The organism is Paucisalibacillus globulus DSM 18846, assembly GCF_000482485.1.
Taxonomy (GTDB): domain Bacteria; phylum Bacillota; class Bacilli; order Bacillales; family Amphibacillaceae; genus Ornithinibacillus; species Ornithinibacillus globulus.
Window position 1 is genome coordinate 132,904 of the sequence record NZ_AXVK01000001.1, and the last position, 17,188, is coordinate 150,091.

A 17,188-nucleotide genomic window follows, 5' to 3' on the forward strand; every position below is an offset into this window, starting at 1 on the left:
AAAACTTCTGTCTTGTTATTTGGTCAGAAGTTTTTTACGTTAGTCAATGTAAATGATGCTGTTGATTAGAATCTAAAGCATCTTTTCTTTCATTTTTGAATTAAAAGTAGGAGGTTTTATTTGTGGGACTCCGTTTTGTATTAGGGAGAGCGGGTACTGAAAAAAGTACTATTGCATTTGAAGAAATAAAAGAAAAATCAATAATGAATCCTCAAGGTCCACCAATATTTTATATCGTTCCAGATCAGATGACCTTTGAACAAGAGTATTCGTTATTTCGGGATGAAGATTTTCAAGGAAGTATTCGTACTCAGGTGACAAGCTTTTCAAGGCTCGCCTGGCTCATATTACAAGAAACCGGTGGTGCAACGAGACAGTTCATTAGTTCTGTAGGTATACAGATGATGCTCCGGAAAATTATAGAACAAAAAGAGGGAGAATGGAATGTATTCCAGAAGGCTGTAGAAAAACAAGGCTTCTTAAGTCAATTGGAAAAAATTATTACAGAATTTAAACGATATGAAATAACACCTGAAACACTTTTAATGCAGAAGTATCACATTAATCAATATGCACATAAGGATCCAGGGGAACAGGCCCTAATTAGTAAATTGGATGATTTGCACTATATTTATGAAAAACTAGGACATGCACTTGCCGGCAATTATATTGATAGTGAGGATCAACTTAGTCTACTTGCAGAGAAGATTAGTGAGGCAAAATCATTACAAGGTGCGGAAATCTATTTTGACGGTTTTCACCGGTTCACTCCTAAAGAATTAGTAGTGGTAGAGTCCTTACTGAAAAGGTGTGATCGTATTACTGTTACGTTGACAGTAGATGATGCTGATAATCCTAATTTTTCAGATATGGATTTATTTCACCAAACAAAGGAGACATATCAAGTTCTCAGACAACTAGCTGAGGTGAATGCCATTAACATAGAGGAAAATATCGTGTTAGAACCGATTGATGGTGTATTTCATGATAAACCGTATTTTGCCCATCTAGAACGGTATTTCGATATTCGACCTGCACCAACTTTTAATGGTAACGCACCGATACAAATTGCAGAAGCAGTTCACCCGCGCGCTGAAATAGAAGGGGTGGCCCAAGAAATATTACGTTTAGTTCGAGAAGAAAATTATAGGTACCGAGATATTGCGGTTTTAATTCGTCAAACAGAAACCTATCAAGATATTATTGGCACCATTTTTGAGGATTATAATATTCCAGTTTTTATTGATGAAAAAAGGTCCATGCTGAATCACTCTCTAATTGAGTTTATTCGCTCAGCTTTAGAAGTAGTAGATGGGAATTGGCGATATGATGCAGTTTTTCGTATGTTGAAGACAGGTTTCATACTCCCTTCAGATGAAGAATATCCATTAACTAATGATGCTATTGATGAGCTAGAGAACTATTGCTTAGAGTATGGGATTCGTTCGAGAAAACAGTGGATGTCTGAGAAAGATTGGATATTCCAGCGCTTTCGTGGGTTTGAACGTGCAGCTCAAACAGATGCTGAGAAGGAAATGCAAACAAGAATTAATCAATATCGTAAGCAAATTGTCCAAGCACTTGGTGAATTCGATGAACAAATTCGAGCTGCCTCAACTATTCGTGAGCTCTGTTTTCATACCTTTGTTTTATTAGAGAAGATTAATGCGCCGGAGAAACTAGAAGAGATGCGTAATCTATTTGATGAAAAAGGGCAGCTTTCAAAAGGGCGTGAACAAGAGCAAGTATGGAATGGGGTTATCCATCTATTTGATGAAATGGTTGAGATGGCTGGGGAAGAGGAAATGAACCTTGCAACTTACCGGGTTACATTGGATGCGGGGTTAGAAACATTAAAATTTTCCCATGTACCACCAAGTATAGACCATGTCATTGTTGGAACGATTGACCGTTCGCGTATAAGTGGGATCAAATGTTCATTCTTAGTAGGTGTTAATGAAGGTGTGTGGCCATTAAAGCCTCCTGCTGATGGAATGATTAATGAAACGGAACGTGAGCTTTTAGCTACACACGGAATGAAGCTTGCAGATACAAGTAAACGTCAGCTTTTAGATGACTGGTTCTATATGTATTTAGCTTTTTCATCAGCAGCTGATTATTTATGGATTAGTTATCCACTTAGTGATGAAGAGGGTAAATCCAAAATGCCATCCCAGTTAATTAAGCGGATAGAGAATATGTTTCCTGCGTGTAAGGAACATATTTTATTGCAGGATCCAGATGAATTATTTGAGGCGGACCGTTATATTACATCACCTGTAAAGACTAGGTCTGCACTAACAGCGCAGTTAGCGCGAAGTAGAAAAGGTTATCCGGTTAAATCTGTATGGTGGCATGTTCTGAACTGGTACATGACCAATCAACCGAAATATGACACCACATATACTATTTTGCAAAGTCTCTTCTATGAGAATACTCCAACAGACATGGAGGAAGAAACAATAGAACAGCTATATCCGAAACAACTGTCAACAAGTGTTTCGCGTTTAGAAACCTTCTATAGTTGTTCCTATCAGCATTTTGCAAAGTATAGCCTTGGGTTAGATGAACGAAAAACCTATAAATTGGATGCACCAGACATCGGAAATCTGTTCCATGAAGCATTAAAAATAATCACCGAATGGATTCAAGAAGAAGGGAAAGACTTTGCACATTTAACGAAAAAGGATACCGATAACTATGCAGAACGAGCAGTATCCAGTTTAGCACCAATTTTACAACATCAAATTTTACACAGCACGAATAGGTATAAATACATTCAGAAGAAGTTAGAACATGTTATTGCCCGTGCTGCTTATGTGCTAAGTGAACAAGCAAGATTAAGCAACTTTTCACCAGTCGGATTGGAGCTTGGCTTTGGTACGAGGGGGGATAAGCTTAATCCAGTAACGCTGCAGCTACCAAATGGCTATGAAATTAAACTTCGTGGTCGTATTGACCGTGTAGATAAAGCACTAGACCAAGAGGATTTATATTTAAGAATTATTGATTATAAGTCAAGTGCCCGTGGTTTAGACATGGTAGATGTTTATTATGGTATTGCCTTACAGATGTTAACCTACTTAGATGTTGTATTGTCACAGTCAGAAGAGTGGTTAGGGAAAAAAGCAACACCTGCTGGAGTTCTTTATTTCCATGTTCATAATCCAATGATTTCGAGAGATTCTTTACTTTCGGATGATAAACTGGAAGAGGAACTATTTAAAAGTTATAAAATGAAAGGTCTACTTATTAATAATGAACGTGTAGTTCAGATGATGGATACGTCACTAGATTCAGGACACAGTCAAATTGTGCCGGCAGAGCTAAAAAAGGACGGTAGTCTTGCATCTAGATCGAAAATCGCTAGCGGGCAAACCTTTTCAACATTACAGGAACATATCCATCATCTCATGTTCCATGCAGGTATTGATATAACAAGTGGAGCGGTGCATTTAAACCCATATCAGCGTAAGCAAAAAACTGCTTGTACATTTTGTCCATTCTTATCTGTTTGTCAATTCGATACGACACTCGAAACAAATAAATTTAGAAGGCTGCCAGAAATGAAAGAAGATGAAGTGTTAGAAAAACTCACAAAAGGAGAGGGGGATATCCTTGGTTAAATGGACAAAAGAACAGGAAGCGGCTATTTATACAGAAGGTAATGATGTACTAGTGGCAGCTGCGGCTGGTTCCGGTAAGACTGCGGTACTTGTAGAACGTATTATACAAAAACTATTAAAGAAGGATAATCCTGTTGATATTGATTCCCTTCTTGTTGTTACATTTACAAATGCTGCGGCGCAGGAAATGCGTAATCGTGTAGGTTTAGCTCTTGAAAAAGCATTAGAACAAGATCCTACGTCTGTGCATTTGAAAAAACAATTATCCCTATTACAACGTGCATCCATTTCAACACTGCATTCATTTTGTTTAGATATCGTGAAGCAATATGCCTATTTAATTGATATTGATCCTGGCTTCCGAATTGCTAATGATATGGAAGTGGATTTGATGCAGCAGGATGTATTAGGAGACTTATTTGAAGACTGGTATGGTAAAGAAGGCGAAGAACAGGAAAAGTTTTTTGAAGTAGTGGAACGTTTTTCAGGTGACCGTAATGATGTAGATGTAGAAAAATTAGTACTAGCCCTTTATAACTTTGCGGTTCAAAATCCATGGCCAAAATTCTGGTTAGATGAACTGGCAGAAGTATATCGAATACCAGAGAACTGGGTAGAAGATGACTTGGCTTGGTTGGGAATTATCAAAAGGGAAGTCTGGGATAAGTTTAGTGGCATTGAACAAGAGATGCATCATGCTCATAAAATTGCTATGGAAAGTGATGGACCTTTTCATTATGTGGAAGCCATTGAACAAGATTTAGCAATGATGCAAGATGCATTACAACATTTAGAAAGCTGGGATGAGATACAAGCATTTATGAGTCATAGTACGTTTGCCACACTCTCTACGAAAAGACCAAAAGTCAATAAGGATAAAAGGGAAAAAGCAAAGGCACTACGTGATGGCTATAAAAAGAAATGGAATAAGATGCAAAGTAACTGGTTTGAAAGGAAATTAGCTTCCCATGTGGAAGATATGCGAGAAATTACTCCAGTTGTAAAAACGTTAACAGAACTTGTGAAAGAATTCATTGATCGTTTTACAGTTGCAAAACGAGAAAAATCAGTAGTGGATTTTTCCGATTTAGAGCATTTATGTCTACAAATTTTATTAGCAGAAGATTCAAGACCGGATGAACCAAAGCCATCAATGGTTGCACGTAACTTACAAAAGCAATTTAGTGAGCTACTCGTTGATGAATATCAGGATACAAATCTTGTACAGGAAACGTTAATCACATTAATTAGTGATCAAGTTGGCCCAGGAAATATGTTTATGGTTGGAGATGTGAAACAAAGCATCTATCGATTTAGACATGCTGAACCGTCACTATTTATCGAAAAGTATAAGCGGTTTGCGGAGAGTGATAATCCTGCTACACGAATTGATTTAGCTAGTAATTTTAGAAGTCGTGAACTGGTACTTGTTGGAGCAAATTATATCTTTAGACAAATTCTCGATGAACATCTAGGTGAAATCGATTATGATCAGGATGCTGAACTAATTTATGGTAATAAAATGTATGAAACCTTACCATTACGAGAGCCAAATCCTGAGCTTATCATTATTGATCGAGGGAAGCCAGATGAAAAAGATTATACAGAAGAAGAAGAGAATTCTGGAGAGGAAGATTATCAGGATCTTGAAAATGCTCAACTTGAAGCTAGAGCCTATGCCATGAAAATAAAAACATGGATAGGGGATGAGAAGTCTGGGCCTCTTCAAGTAGTAGATAAAGCTAGGGAAACTTTTAGAGATGTACAATATCGTGATATGGTGATATTGCTTCGTTCCATGACCTGGGCACCGACAATTGTAGAGGAATTGAAAAAACAGGGGATCCCAGTATATGCAGAACTTTCAAGTGGTTATTTTGATGCAATTGAAGTAAAAATTATGCTAAATCTGTTGAAGGTAATTGATAACCCAAGACAGGATATTCCACTAGCATCGGTATTAAAATCACCAATTGTAGGCTTGAATGAAAATGAACTTGCAAAGGTCCGTTTGGCTGACAAGCGCAATACGTATTATGAGGCATTAGAGAAGTACCGAAAAGAGCATGACGATACCTTAACGACTAAATTAGACCGATTCAAACAATTGCTAGAACGCTTCCGATTAGCAGCAAGACAAGGGGCCCTTTCCGATCTTATTTGGCAAATTTATCGGGAAACAGGATATTTCGATTTTGTTGGTGGTATGCCAGGTGGACGGCAGCGCCAGGCAAATTTAAGGGCATTATATAATCGTGCAAGAGGATATGAAACTACCTCGTTTCGTGGGTTATTCCGCTTTCTTCGTTTCATTGAAAGAATGGAGGAAAAAGGGGATGACTTAGGTGCTGCGAGGGCTTTAAGTGAACAAGAAGATGTTGTTCGTATTATGACCATTCATAAGAGTAAAGGGCTTGAGTTTCCGGTTGTAATTGTGGGGGCCGTAGACAAACAATTTAATATGATGGATTTAAATCAACGATATTTATTGCATAAGGACTTAGGATTTGCATCGAAATACATCGATCCAGTGAAAAGAATTACCTATCCAACTTTATTTTTCCATGCTATAAAAGAAGAAAAACGAAGAGAATTATTAGCAGAGGAAATGCGTGTACTATATGTGGCATTAACCCGTGCAAGAGAAAAATTAGTGATGGTTGGTAATGTTGCCTCCTTTGTTAAAAAACAAGAAAAATGGGAGTCCATCATCGAACATTCTGAATGGATATTGCCAGCACATTATAGAATTCAATCAAAATCTTATTTAGACTGGATAGGTCCTGCCTTAATTCGTCATCAACATTCCGAAGTATTACGGACAGAGGAAGTAAAGGATGTAGTTCTAGAAGGAATAAGAGTGGACCCATCACTATGGGATATTACTATTCTCCATGGTAGTGAGTTAACTAATCTCGATGAAGAATCCATTGAGGAAGACCTACAGCTGAGGGAAAAGATTCAAGCTTGGCAACCGGTTGAATTAGAAGACAAATCATTAGATACCTTTGTTGATAAACGACTCTCTTATCAATACCCGTATCATGAGGCAGCACATTCTCGTGCCAAACAAAGTGTAACTGAAATAAAAAGACAACGTGAGATAAAGGATGAATATAGTGCAACACAGCTTGTGCAACCTTTCAAAACCCCAATTGTCAAAAAGCCTGTATTTATGCAAAAAGAAAAGTCCCTTTCAGCAGCAGAAAAGGGTACAGCAATGCATACGGTTATGCAACATATTCCATTCGATAGGAAGATGCATAGAGAAGAAATTATTGAATTTGTTGAAATATTAGTTGATCGTGAAATAATACGACGGCAGGAAGCAGATTCAATTGACATAAAGGCGATTGAAAAGTTTTACGATACTGAAATCGCAATGAGGATGATTGACGCAGAAAAGCTGTATCGGGAGGTCCCCTTTAGTATTACTTTACCAGCGAGTGATGTATATGCTAACTGGAAAAGTGATACGAACGAAGAAGTTCTTGTCCAGGGGGTATTCGACGCAGTCATTCCTTCTGAAAAAGGTTGGATTATCCTAGATTATAAAACAGACTTTATTGAACAAGAAGAAGTGACCGACACCGTTATTGAAAAGCTTATCAACCGATATAAAGTACAATTAACTTTATATCGACATGCGCTTGAAACGATTTGGAAATCACCTGTTGAGGAAACATATCTCTATTTCTTCCATAAACAATTACTGGTAAAAGTTCCTGAAAAGTAGCAGGAAAAATCCGTCTCAGTTAGGGAATTTAACTAGAATGAGACGGATTTTTTTTTATGCATTTGCTGTTACGTTTTGGTCGTTGACATCTGGATCAATTGGATTTGTTAAGCTGGCACCTGTATTAGTATTTATAAAGTCCCCGGTATTGAATGAGCCGGATCCAGCACTTGTTTTGGATGTGCTTTTTGGCGATAAGTAGAATGAATCTCCAAAATTAACTACTCCTCCGCCAATACTATTGATTTTTATTGGTCCGACGATTGATGGCATGAAATACACCTACTAATAAAGAGTTTATTATAAAATATGATGACATTTGAGAATCTGTGTTTATTACGTATTCTCAATTTCATTATCTTGCAAAATACGAATATGTTTAAGTCGTGATTCCGCATTGATATTTTTCAATCCGCCAAATTGGACGGTAGAAGATTGACTGACACCGGTAATGGATACAGTTCCTACTTGGATTGTACCGTTATGATGGAAATTATACATATGAACGGGTATTTCGGTGTCAATCCAATTCGCTTGCCTGGTGAAAATTGAATAATCCTCAAAATCTGTATCATATGCATCGTTCCAAACGTTGGTCTCCCGCTGTACAGCAATACCCTTAAATATAGGATTAAAATGAACTGTATCGCCAATATTGAAAATTGAGCTATCCACGATAGAATTAATTGCACTCATACGAATATGAACATATCGATGTTCCATTCTAATCACTCCTCTTACGTTGGTGGGGCTAAAGGTACTATTGCCCCAACAATGTATGATTCAGGTGGAGTATCAAAAAAAGAAGATAGCTTTATTGTTTCGTTGTCTCCAACTAAAAAAACTGAAGAGGATGCCACAGCTTCGATAGCAACATTTCCGACACATAACCCCCAATTATGAACTTCTATATTCATGAAGATTCCCCTTTTTGATCTTCCTTATTTTCCATGAAGCGCTGTAAAGAATGATAGATTTCTTTTTTTACATGGTCTGATATATAGCTTTCTAATTGTTGCTCCTCGGTAATTTGATGTTTTTCGAAGGCTTCTTTTTCATAGAATTTTACCCGGTCTGGTATTTGTCCTAACATATCATGAATCATATTTCTTTCTAATTGTTTATCGATAGGCTTCTTATGCTTTTCAGAAAGCTCTTGAATCATTTGTGGTCCGCGTTCATTGATGAATTGATGGAGGGGTGGGATAAGCTTCTGATTAACAGGATTTATTGTTTTAGCTTGCTCGGGGATTGGGATTCCCAAATTATCTATGTTTGAAAGCTCATTTGGGGACAATCCAATATGAAGAGTTCCATCTAAGCGTTCAATTTTGAGCTGGTCAAAGTGATATTCAATTTTATCAATGGACGAACTTTTATTATCTTGGATTTGCTGTTTTAAATCAGATATTTTTTCTTCCAATTCTCTAATTCTTTGATCGTGTTGTTGCTGAATTTGATAAAACTGATACATATAGTTATTCCATTCGTTCACAAGTAGGGCCCCCCTTAAACAACAGTATGATATAAGACACGACAGTATAGGCAAATACCTATAAGTATCCTATGCACCTTATAAGAATAGTGTGCCCCCTTATTATGGCGCAAGGGGAACAAGTGGGGAAGCCTCTAACTGTATAGCTGCTTCTTCAGCTGGCTCTGTAAATTGTCCGCTATTATGCAACTCGGAATAAGCTTGTAAGGCTCCAGTACTCCCAATTTGTAAAACAGAGGAGTTTGTAATCGATCCAACTTTTAATAGATTAATATGAATGGATTGATGAACTGTAATGTTCATTGTTTATCACCTCGTTAGGTTACCGGTTGATCAATAAAATCTTTATCGTAAATATAGGTATTAGATTGATTTAAATTTACTCGATTTCCATCTCCAGTATTAAAAGATCCACCACCAGCATAAGTCTTTGCATTACTTTGTGGATTCATGGTATACACATCTCCAATATTAAAGATACTGGAAGATGATACGTTATTAACTTTTACTGCTCCCACTTTTGCTGGCATAAGAATCCCCCTCTTTTTTAGTTTATGTTTGGTAGTGAAATTGTTGAAAGGGGAGGGGGGATGTTATTTGGTGAGGTGCAGGTATCAACCGAACCGAAAATTTAAATTATCTACCGTTATGTCCAGCTGCATACACAATAATCGATTACATTTTAGAAAAACTCACATTCGTTCGTCCTTTAACGAATGAGGTAGTTTTTCTATACGTGCGGAAAGTTTTTATACTTTCCTATCTACCAAAAAAGATGCCGCAATCAAATGCGGCATCCCATTAACCTTTTAAAACTTCCTTTATATGACCCAACGCCCAATCCAAGTCTTCTTTACTGATGATTAAAGGTGGGGCAAAGCGGATTACGTTTTCATGTGTTTCTTTACAAAGTAATCCTTTTTCTTTCAACGCTTCACAGTAAGGGCGGGCAGACTCAGTTAGCTCTACACCAATAAATAAACCTTTACCACGAACTTCTTTAATCTTTGGATTATCAATACTTCTAAGTTCTTCCATCATATAGTTACCTAATTCAAGAGAACGTCCAGCTAGCTTTTCATCCTCTAGTACCTCTAGGGAAGCGATGGAAACAGCACAAGCTAATGGATTACCACCAAAAGTAGAACCATGTGAACCTGGGTTAAATACGCCTAGAATGTCTTTATTAGCTACGACACAGGAGATTGGCATTACACCACCACCAAGCGCTTTTCCTAGGATTAACATATCGGGCTCGACACTTTCCCAGTCATTGGCAAACATTTTACCAGTTCGAGCAAGACCAGCTTGGATTTCGTCGGCAATGTATAGTACATTATTTTCTTTACATAATTCGTATGCCTCTTTTAAGAAACCTTCTGGAGGAATAACAATTCCAGCTTCTCCTTGGATTGGCTCAAAAAGGAATCCAGCAGTATTTTCAGTTATTGCAGCTTTTAGTGCTTCGATGTCACCGTAAGGGATTAGCTTAATTCCTGGAAGCATTGGGCCGAATCCACGCTTGTACTCTGCTTCAGAAGATAAAGAAACCGCAAGCATAGTACGGCCATGGAAGTTACCTTCACATGCGATAATTTCAGCCTTGTTTTCGGGAACACCTTTTACTTCATATGCCCAACGACGAGCTGTTTTTACTGCAGTTTCAACAGCTTCTGCACCAGTGTTCATCGGAAGAGCCATATCTTTATTTGTTAGTTTACATATTTTTTCATACCATGGACCTAATTGGTCATTGTGAAATGCACGGGAGGTAAGTGTCACACGCCCCGCTTGTTCAACTAGAGCATCAATAATTTTTGGATGACGATGTCCTTGGTTTACAGCGGAATATGCACTTAACATGTCCATATAACGATTACCTTCAGGATCTTCTACCCAAACCCCTTCAGCTTTTGCTACAACAACTGGCAGTGGATGATAGTTTTTTGCACCAAAATTTTCAGTTTGATTTATAATTTTTTCACTCAAATTTGTCATAAAATTCGCCCCCTATATAGCAAATGTAACATAACTTTCTAAAAAGTGAAATAGAAACTACTATGTTCAAAAGCAAATGAATATCACTATGAAAAGACACTAAACGGAATAAAATAGTCTATTATTGTCAAAAATTTATCATATGTATAAGTTTACATTCATGGTATGATAGGATAGAAATATTATAGACTTATTTAATTTAGGAGGAAAAGAATGAATACACATTTACATGTTACGGCATGGGTACTTGCATTCATACTGTTTATCGCTGCGATAGTATTACATAAGCAAGGAAATGAAAAAGCCGCTAAAATTGTTCAAATGATACTTCGTTTGGATTATCTACTGATTTTATACTCTGGTGGGGACCTAATCATGAATTACCTAGGCGGAAGTAGTACCATGACTGCGGAGGCGATTGTTAAAGGTATAGCCGGTGTTGGAGTAATTGCTGGAATGGAAATGACTCTAGGTAAAATTAAAGATGGTGATTCAGCTAAAGTTGGTTGGATCGTATTATTAGTCTCATTTATAATAACAATTGTTTTAGGATTTTTCCGTTTAGAAGGCGGATTGATGTAAGATAGGAGAGGGTGCTTAGAGGCGATTATGACTCTAAGCATCTTTTTTGTGGCATTTTTTCTACAATTTACTAGTTAAGGTTGATTATTAATTCCTAAAGGTAATAATAGGTAGTGAAGATAAAAAAGCTGGAGGACATAATAATGAAAAGAATTACAAGTTTACTTTTGGCGATACTGTTATTTATAAGTACATATCCAGCAGTTAGCTTTGCAAAGGAAAATCCTATACAAGAAGAAATTATTTATAACATTTTAGTTGATCGCTTTAATAATGGGGAGCAAGCATTTAGTGAGCAAGTACGGCTAGATGACCCGTATGCCTATCATGGTGGTGATTTGAAGGGAATCACTTTGAAACTTGATGACCTTAAGGAGTTAGGATTTACCACGATTTCACTTTCACCAATAATGGAAAATGCGACCGATGGTTACCATGGTTACTGGATTGAAGATTTTTATTCTGTTGAAGAACAGTTTGGTGACATGAAGGCATTACAAGCATTAGTTCAGGAAGCACATGAAAGAGATATGAAAGTTATTCTAGAACTTGTAACCAACTATGTGTCTGATAGCCATCCTATTGTGTCTGAACCGGACAAACAAGATTGGATTATACAAGATTCTAAAAGTAGTGGGATTAATGAACCTTGGCTGGAGAATGTTTTGGTGTTAAACCAAGAAAATCCGGAAGTACAGGAAATGTTAATTGACATGGCAAAGTATTGGTTAACTGAAGGAAATGTAGATGGGTTTGTTTTACATGCTGCAGACCAGTCTGCCGTTAACTTTGTTCAATCGTTAACTAGTGAATTGAAGGCAGAGAAACCAGATTTATATCTAATAGCTGATATTCTTTCTGGGGAAGTACCAAAGGATTTACTGGATATACCTTCTATTGATATAGTAGAAAATCCAGTTCTTTCACAATCTATTGCTGATGTGCTTTCAAAAGCAGACACTCCAGTTGAGAATATTTATAAGAAATGGGAAGAGCTTGGTAGACATAGTGGGCTTATCTATGTGGATAATAAATCAATGGACCGCTTCACTCAAGTAGCTGTAGAAAATCGCCGAGATGATGTGAACACGTGGAATATTGCACTAGTTTATCTTCTAACAACGCCTGGTGTTCCTTCTATTTTCCAAGGCTCAGATATCCCAATGTATGGTAAAGGATATGAGCAGGTTCAACAGTTAGTTAACTTTAATAGTGGTGATCAGGAACTGGAAGAAGTATTCTCAAAGGTACTCGCATTACGGACAAAGTTTCCAGTTCTGCAATATGGTGATTTTGAATTAGTTGGTTCAGATCAGGGAATGAGTTTGTTTAAGCGTTCCTATCAAGATGATACGATGTATATTGCGATTAATAATGATAGTGAGTCAAGAAGGGTTAATATTACGGATTTAGAACCTGAGTTGCAATTAAGAGGACTCCTTGGTGATGATCTAGTTCGTGAAACAGAGAATGGAGAATACAAGGTTGCTCTTGCTAGAGAATCTGCTGATGTTTATATTATTGAAGAAAACTCTGGATTGAATTGGATGTTTATTACTCCAATTGTTGTTGTACTTGTACTATTTATAAGTGCAGTAGTTTATTTAAGCAGAAAACAAAAAAAGCGTGAAGTAAAATAAGAAAACTAAAGTAGTACTAGGGTGAATCTAGTGCTACTTTTTTTGTTGTAACAATTTAGAATATTAGTTACAATATAATGGAAATTTAACTACAGGTTATGGTGCAGTATATACACAAAAGGAGTAATGTATATGAATCAAAGTATTAGAGTCAGAATTATATTATTTCTATTACTATGTAGTTTGGTTGTTTTATTTACCTATATAGCTAGTATTTTTACATTATTGCTTGGTGTACAAGCGTTTTATATCCCACTAATTATCGTGATAGCACTTGGATTTCTATTTTATGTCTTTAATGGCTTCTTTCCATTATTAAAAGGGAAAATGCTTCGACGGACAGTATTTGGTTTTATTATTGTTGTCATACTTGCTGTGGTTGTTTATGAGACGATTAGTGCCTATGATAGAGGAATTCCAACTGTAAGTAGTGGAGAAGTGGATTTATATGAGTACCAACCTTTTGCTAAAGAGTCAAAAGCAGTAGAGTTAGACGAACCAATTCGTTTCAAAATGGAGGGAGAAATCCCAATAATTGATGGAGCTACAGCGTTGTACCCAATCTATGCTGCACTTGCTCAAGCTACATATCCCGAAAAAGATTATGATGTTTATGATAGTGAAGTTATGTCCAATCGAACACCTGATGCTTATGACAATTTGATTAATGGGAAAGTGGATATGATTTTTGCCTTGGCCCCTTCCGATGAACAAATAAATCATGCAAAGAACAAAGGCTTAGAATTTAATCTCACTCCAATCGGAAAAGAGGCATTTGTGTTTTTTGTCAATTCCAAAAATGAGGTCAGTGATTTGACCTTAAAACAAATTAAGAATATTTACTCTGGTGAAATTACTAATTGGAAAGATGTTGGTGGTGCTAATGATTCTATTCGAGCTTTCCAAAGGCCAGCTGATAGTGGAAGTCAGACGACACTTGAAAAGTTAATGGGGGATACACCAATTATGGAAGCCCCATCGGTTGATATTGTCAGCCTGATGGGAGGTATTATTGAAGAAACGGCGGATTATAAAAATTATAAAAACGCTATTGGATATACATTTCGTTTTTATTCTAATAAGATGGTACAAAATAACGCTATCCGTCATTTAGCTATCGATGGAGTACTTCCAACGGTGGAGACTATTAGAAGTGGTGATTATCCAATTACTTCAGAGTTTTATGTTGTTACAGCAGGAAGTGAGAATCCTAATATTGAACCTTTCATAGAGTGGATTCTTTCGGAACAAGGGCAGTCTATTATTGAAAAGACTGGATATGTACCATACACTAATCCGTTAGAAGAATTATCAGTGGAAGAGAAATATCCAATAATAAAAGATAACGTTTATAGGGTTTTTCTGAAGGAAAGTTTTGAATTAAAGTCAAAGAATAGTAGTGCTAATGTCTTAAAACGTGAGTATATGGTTATTGATGGAAAAAAAGATAACTATTATCCGTATATTGAAACAACAGCGGTAGATGATAGCATTGAGGATATCGATGAAGCGAGAAAATATTTGCTTGAGACGGACGAACTAGCACTTAGACTCCCTTCAAATACAATTGTGAATTCGCAGGTTATGGAACAGTGGTTATCGGAAGGCTATGAACCTATAAATGAATATTGGGATGAATCACCGGTAGGGTTACTAACCGAGGATATCGATTAAGATTGTACTAAATAAGGTTAGCGAAAAGTAAGAGAAGGAGCGGATATTCATGTATGAACTAAAAACAAAAGAAAATGATAGTAGTGTCATAGAATTTATTGAAGCAATTGAAAGTCCAAAGAAAAAAGAAGATGCCTATAAATTACTAGATATTTTCATTGAAACAACTGGCTACCCAGCTAAAATGTGGGGACCAAGTATCATTGGGTTTGGGTCCTATCATTATAAATATGCCTCTGGTCATGAAGGCGACGCGCCACTTGTGGGATTCTCCCCTCGTAAGGCAAAAATTAGTCTGTATTTTGCGACGGGTGATCCTAAAAGAGAGGCTTTGCTAATGGATTTTGGGAAACATACGACAGGAAAATCTTGTGTTTATATTAATAAAGTTGCTGATATTGACGTTGAAGTGATGAAGGCGATGATTAAACAATCGATGAATTTTTTACGTGAAACCTATCCAGATGGCACTAACTAATGAACGAACATGACTATCATTACTCCTTGATAGTCATGTTTTTTAGGAAGAGGTCACAAGCTAATAATGTAGGGGATGATTCAATAGTGAAACTAAAGCGTATGATAGTATTTCTAGCACTTATTCTACTAATTGGCTGTGTGCCTGAGAAAGAAATAGAAGAAAAACTACTTTCCACAGGGATTCAATACTTAGGGAATCAAGAGAAAATGCTAACTAAGTTGGATAGTCTGCAGATAGAGTATAAAAATCCTACTACCGTTGATATAGAATTAGAAGAGTATAAGCTTGTCATTGCAGAACCTAATTATATAGAGGAGATTAGTGGGGATACATTGCAGCAGGCATTAAACAAAGGACTCTACGTGTTTTTCATCAATATAGAGGATAGTCGGCTAATTCAAGAGAAATATTTTAATACGATTGTTGAGGAAGAAAATACAGATAAAATATGGGTAGAGCATCTTTATTTAAAGGAAGGGAAGCTTCGTTCTGTTGTGTTTTCAACGGGACCAGATTTCGAGGAAGAACTTTTTAAGTGGTTACAGTATTTTGATCAATATAAAGAAGAAAGTAATTAATATAGAAGGAGAAATATGGATGATAACCAGTCTTAAAGTTATTTGTCAGGAAGATTGTGATAATGCTCCAGAAAGAGATTTTAAAAGATTTAACTATTGCTTTTGTCACTCAGGATTTGTCCTTTTGTAGAGAGGTGGCTCTCTGAAAGTATCATTTGGAATATTCCTGGACAAAAACAAGTCGTATACAAAGAAAACGTACTAGAAAATACTTCAGATTTTTGGAATGAAAATCCTTTAGAGTTACATATTGTCCATATGATCTCCCATGGGAAAACAGCTTCAATAAATGGTCAGGTTAAAATTAGCTCCGGGAAAGTACTAGCATTTTGCGATGTTTATGAGTTTGTTAGTGCTGGTAGAAGTTCGAAAATAAAAGAAATGACGTCATACCGCATATAAAGTTATATAGAATGGAACTAGTTAATAAAACTTTGGAGTGATGAAAGTTGATTAGGATGAAGAATAATGGACGGAGATTTTTGGACTTTATTCCGTTGTTATCGGAAGAGGAGATTGATTTTGACCATTTAGCAGGGTCTTTTGCAGTTATTCAATGCAAAGGGAAGTATTTGCTCTGTTACAATGTGTGGCGTGAGCAGTGGGAGATACCAGCTGGAAGTCGCGAGGGAAATGAAACACCCATGGAATGTGCCAAACGTGAGCTTTACGAAGAAACTGGGCAGAGGGTAAACAAAATGGAGTTAAAAGGAATATTAAAATCCCAAAACCTCCAAGATGGCTCAATTATTAATAATCCTGTTTATTATTCTGTTGTTTCTGAGCTCCAACCTTTTCTGGAAAATAAGGAAACATCAGCGATATTACTATGGGACTTGCAGGAGAAAATAGGTCCCTTGGATGAAGTGGATATTAAAATTTTTGATTATATAAGGGGATGGTGAATATGAAAGTTATTGAACATCAGAAAATTATTAAGGGGAAGGAATTAAAGTTAGTTGGATTTCGTGTGTTATGCCAAGGGGAACAATATATGGTGGAGATTCCGAAAGCGGTTATTGAATTAGAGAGACGTGTAAGTGAAATTCGTCATGCTATTCCATCTGTTCAAATTGGTGCCTTTGTAGTAGAAACCGAAAAGGAAGAGAAAGATGGTTATTGGATTTGTGTTGAGGTGGAACAATATGAGGATATCCCCGATGGCATGGTAACGTTGACAATTCCGTCACAAAGATACGCTACTTGGCATCATAATGGACCCAATATCGAGATTATGGGTGCGTATAACAAGTTACATAATTGGATGCTCACAAATAAATATAGACGGTTAACTGACCGTTGGCACTTAGAAGTTTATTATGATTGGCGTAATCCTAGTGATATTGATGTCGTACTATTAGATACAATCGAATAATCT

The 17,188-nt window shown here is 36.7% G+C and carries 16 protein-coding genes; 9 read left to right on the forward strand and 7 right to left on the reverse strand.

Translation table 11 applies throughout. The features are described 5' to 3' along the window. Positions 1–122: 122 nt before the first annotated feature. A complete protein-coding gene (gene addB, locus K332_RS0100700) occupies positions 123–3,626 on the forward strand; it encodes a helicase-exonuclease AddAB subunit AddB (protein ID WP_026905693.1) in 3,504 nt (1,167 codons plus the stop codon). After that, entirely contained in the window at positions 3,619–7,362 is a 3,744-nt protein-coding gene (gene addA, locus K332_RS0100705; RefSeq protein WP_026905694.1) for a helicase-exonuclease AddAB subunit AddA, read from the forward strand. The genes addB and addA overlap by 8 nt, the downstream gene beginning before the upstream one ends. 54 nt (positions 7,363–7,416) lie before the next feature. On the opposite strand, the gene K332_RS0100710 is transcribed toward addA, so the two are convergent. The 7 genes from K332_RS0100710 to K332_RS0100740 form a co-directional block, all read right to left on the reverse strand. Then, entirely contained in the window at positions 7,417–7,635 is a 219-nt protein-coding gene (locus tag K332_RS0100710) for a spore germination protein (protein ID WP_026905695.1), read from the reverse strand. Between the two features lie 63 nt (positions 7,636–7,698). Beyond that, entirely contained in the window at positions 7,699–8,085 is a 387-nt protein-coding gene (locus K332_RS0100715; RefSeq protein WP_026905696.1) for a spore germination protein GerPE, read from the reverse strand. A gap of 14 nt (positions 8,086–8,099) precedes the next feature. Further along, complete coding sequence (locus tag K332_RS0100720; protein WP_026905697.1) at positions 8,100–8,279, reverse strand: hypothetical protein; 180 nt, start codon at positions 8,277–8,279, stop codon at positions 8,100–8,102. Continuing rightward, complete coding sequence (gerPC, locus tag K332_RS0100725; protein WP_026905698.1) at positions 8,276–8,857, reverse strand: spore germination protein GerPC; 582 nt, start codon at positions 8,855–8,857, stop codon at positions 8,276–8,278. Before gerPC ends, K332_RS0100720 begins: the two co-directional genes overlap by 4 nt. A gap of 102 nt (positions 8,858–8,959) precedes the next feature. Next, positions 8,960–9,160, reverse strand: a complete 201-nt coding sequence (locus K332_RS0100730) for a spore germination protein GerPB (protein ID WP_026905699.1) — start codon at positions 9,158–9,160, stop codon at positions 8,960–8,962. 14 nt (positions 9,161–9,174) lie between these two features. Next, positions 9,175–9,387, reverse strand: coding sequence for a spore germination protein (locus K332_RS0100735; protein ID WP_026905700.1), 213 nt, complete (start codon positions 9,385–9,387; stop codon positions 9,175–9,177). Positions 9,388–9,658: 271 nt separating this feature from the next. Beyond that, positions 9,659–10,855 carry an ornithine--oxo-acid transaminase gene (locus K332_RS0100740; protein ID WP_026905701.1) on the reverse strand — a complete coding sequence of 399 codons (1,197 nt, stop codon included), beginning with the start codon at positions 10,853–10,855 and terminating at the stop codon, positions 9,659–9,661. Between the two features lie 213 nt (positions 10,856–11,068). Here K332_RS0100740 and K332_RS0100745 point away from each other — a divergent pair, with 213 nt between their 5' ends. The 7 genes from K332_RS0100745 (at position 11,069) to K332_RS0100780 (ending at position 17,185) form a co-directional block, all read left to right on the forward strand. Then, positions 11,069–11,437 (forward strand): YisL family protein, encoded by a 369-nt coding sequence (locus tag K332_RS0100745; protein WP_026905702.1) that lies wholly within the window; start codon positions 11,069–11,071, stop codon positions 11,435–11,437. Between the two features lie 143 nt (positions 11,438–11,580). Next, positions 11,581–13,077: an alpha-amylase family glycosyl hydrolase gene (locus K332_RS0100750; RefSeq protein WP_026905703.1), complete on the forward strand. Its 1,497-nt coding sequence runs from the start codon at positions 11,581–11,583 to the stop codon at positions 13,075–13,077. Positions 13,078–13,209: 132 nt separating this feature from the next. Further along, the gene (locus tag K332_RS21740) at positions 13,210–14,751 is read left to right on the forward strand and encodes a substrate-binding domain-containing protein (protein ID WP_084287600.1); all 1,542 of its coding nucleotides are present in this window, start codon (positions 13,210–13,212) and stop codon (positions 14,749–14,751) included. Positions 14,752–14,800: 49 nt separating this feature from the next. Further along, entirely contained in the window at positions 14,801–15,229 is a 429-nt protein-coding gene (locus K332_RS0100760; protein WP_026905704.1) for a DUF1801 domain-containing protein, read from the forward strand. A gap of 86 nt (positions 15,230–15,315) precedes the next feature. Beyond that, positions 15,316–15,810 (forward strand): hypothetical protein, encoded by a 495-nt coding sequence (locus K332_RS0100765; protein ID WP_156914121.1) that lies wholly within the window; start codon positions 15,316–15,318, stop codon positions 15,808–15,810. Between the two features lie 458 nt (positions 15,811–16,268). Further along, positions 16,269–16,715 carry an NUDIX domain-containing protein gene (locus tag K332_RS0100775; protein WP_036687918.1) on the forward strand — a complete coding sequence of 149 codons (447 nt, stop codon included), beginning with the start codon at positions 16,269–16,271 and terminating at the stop codon, positions 16,713–16,715. Positions 16,716–16,717: 2 nt separating this feature from the next. Then, positions 16,718–17,185: a GyrI-like domain-containing protein gene (locus K332_RS0100780; protein WP_245604612.1), complete on the forward strand. Its 468-nt coding sequence runs from the start codon at positions 16,718–16,720 to the stop codon at positions 17,183–17,185. The last annotated feature ends 3 nt before the right edge of the window (positions 17,186–17,188 follow it).

What these genes read in the sequence shown, in the direction of transcription:
- K332_RS0100715 (WP_026905696.1), bottom strand. Translation starts at nt 8,085, where the DNA reads ATGGAACATCGATATGTTCATATTCGTATGAGTGCAATTAATTCTATC.
- K332_RS0100745 (WP_026905702.1), top strand. Translation starts at nt 11,069, where the DNA reads ATGAATACACATTTACATGTTACGGCATGGGTACTTGCATTCATACTG.
- K332_RS0100740 (WP_026905701.1), bottom strand. Translation starts at nt 10,855, where the DNA reads ATGACAAATTTGAGTGAAAAAATTATAAATCAAACTGAAAATTTTGGT.
- K332_RS0100730 (WP_026905699.1), bottom strand. Translation starts at nt 9,160, where the DNA reads ATGAACATTACAGTTCATCAATCCATTCATATTAATCTATTAAAAGTT.
- K332_RS0100775 (WP_036687918.1), top strand. Translation starts at nt 16,269, where the DNA reads ATGAAGAATAATGGACGGAGATTTTTGGACTTTATTCCGTTGTTATCG.
- K332_RS0100780 (WP_245604612.1), top strand. Translation starts at nt 16,718, where the DNA reads ATGAAAGTTATTGAACATCAGAAAATTATTAAGGGGAAGGAATTAAAG.
- K332_RS0100735 (WP_026905700.1), bottom strand. Translation starts at nt 9,387, where the DNA reads ATGCCAGCAAAAGTGGGAGCAGTAAAAGTTAATAACGTATCATCTTCC.
- K332_RS21740 (WP_084287600.1), top strand. Translation starts at nt 13,210, where the DNA reads ATGAATCAAAGTATTAGAGTCAGAATTATATTATTTCTATTACTATGT.
- K332_RS0100760 (WP_026905704.1), top strand. Translation starts at nt 14,801, where the DNA reads ATGTATGAACTAAAAACAAAAGAAAATGATAGTAGTGTCATAGAATTT.
- K332_RS0100710 (WP_026905695.1), bottom strand. Translation starts at nt 7,635, where the DNA reads ATGCCATCAATCGTCGGACCAATAAAAATCAATAGTATTGGCGGAGGA.
- K332_RS0100720 (WP_026905697.1), bottom strand. Translation starts at nt 8,279, where the DNA reads ATGAATATAGAAGTTCATAATTGGGGGTTATGTGTCGGAAATGTTGCT.
- K332_RS0100750 (WP_026905703.1), top strand. Translation starts at nt 11,581, where the DNA reads ATGAAAAGAATTACAAGTTTACTTTTGGCGATACTGTTATTTATAAGT.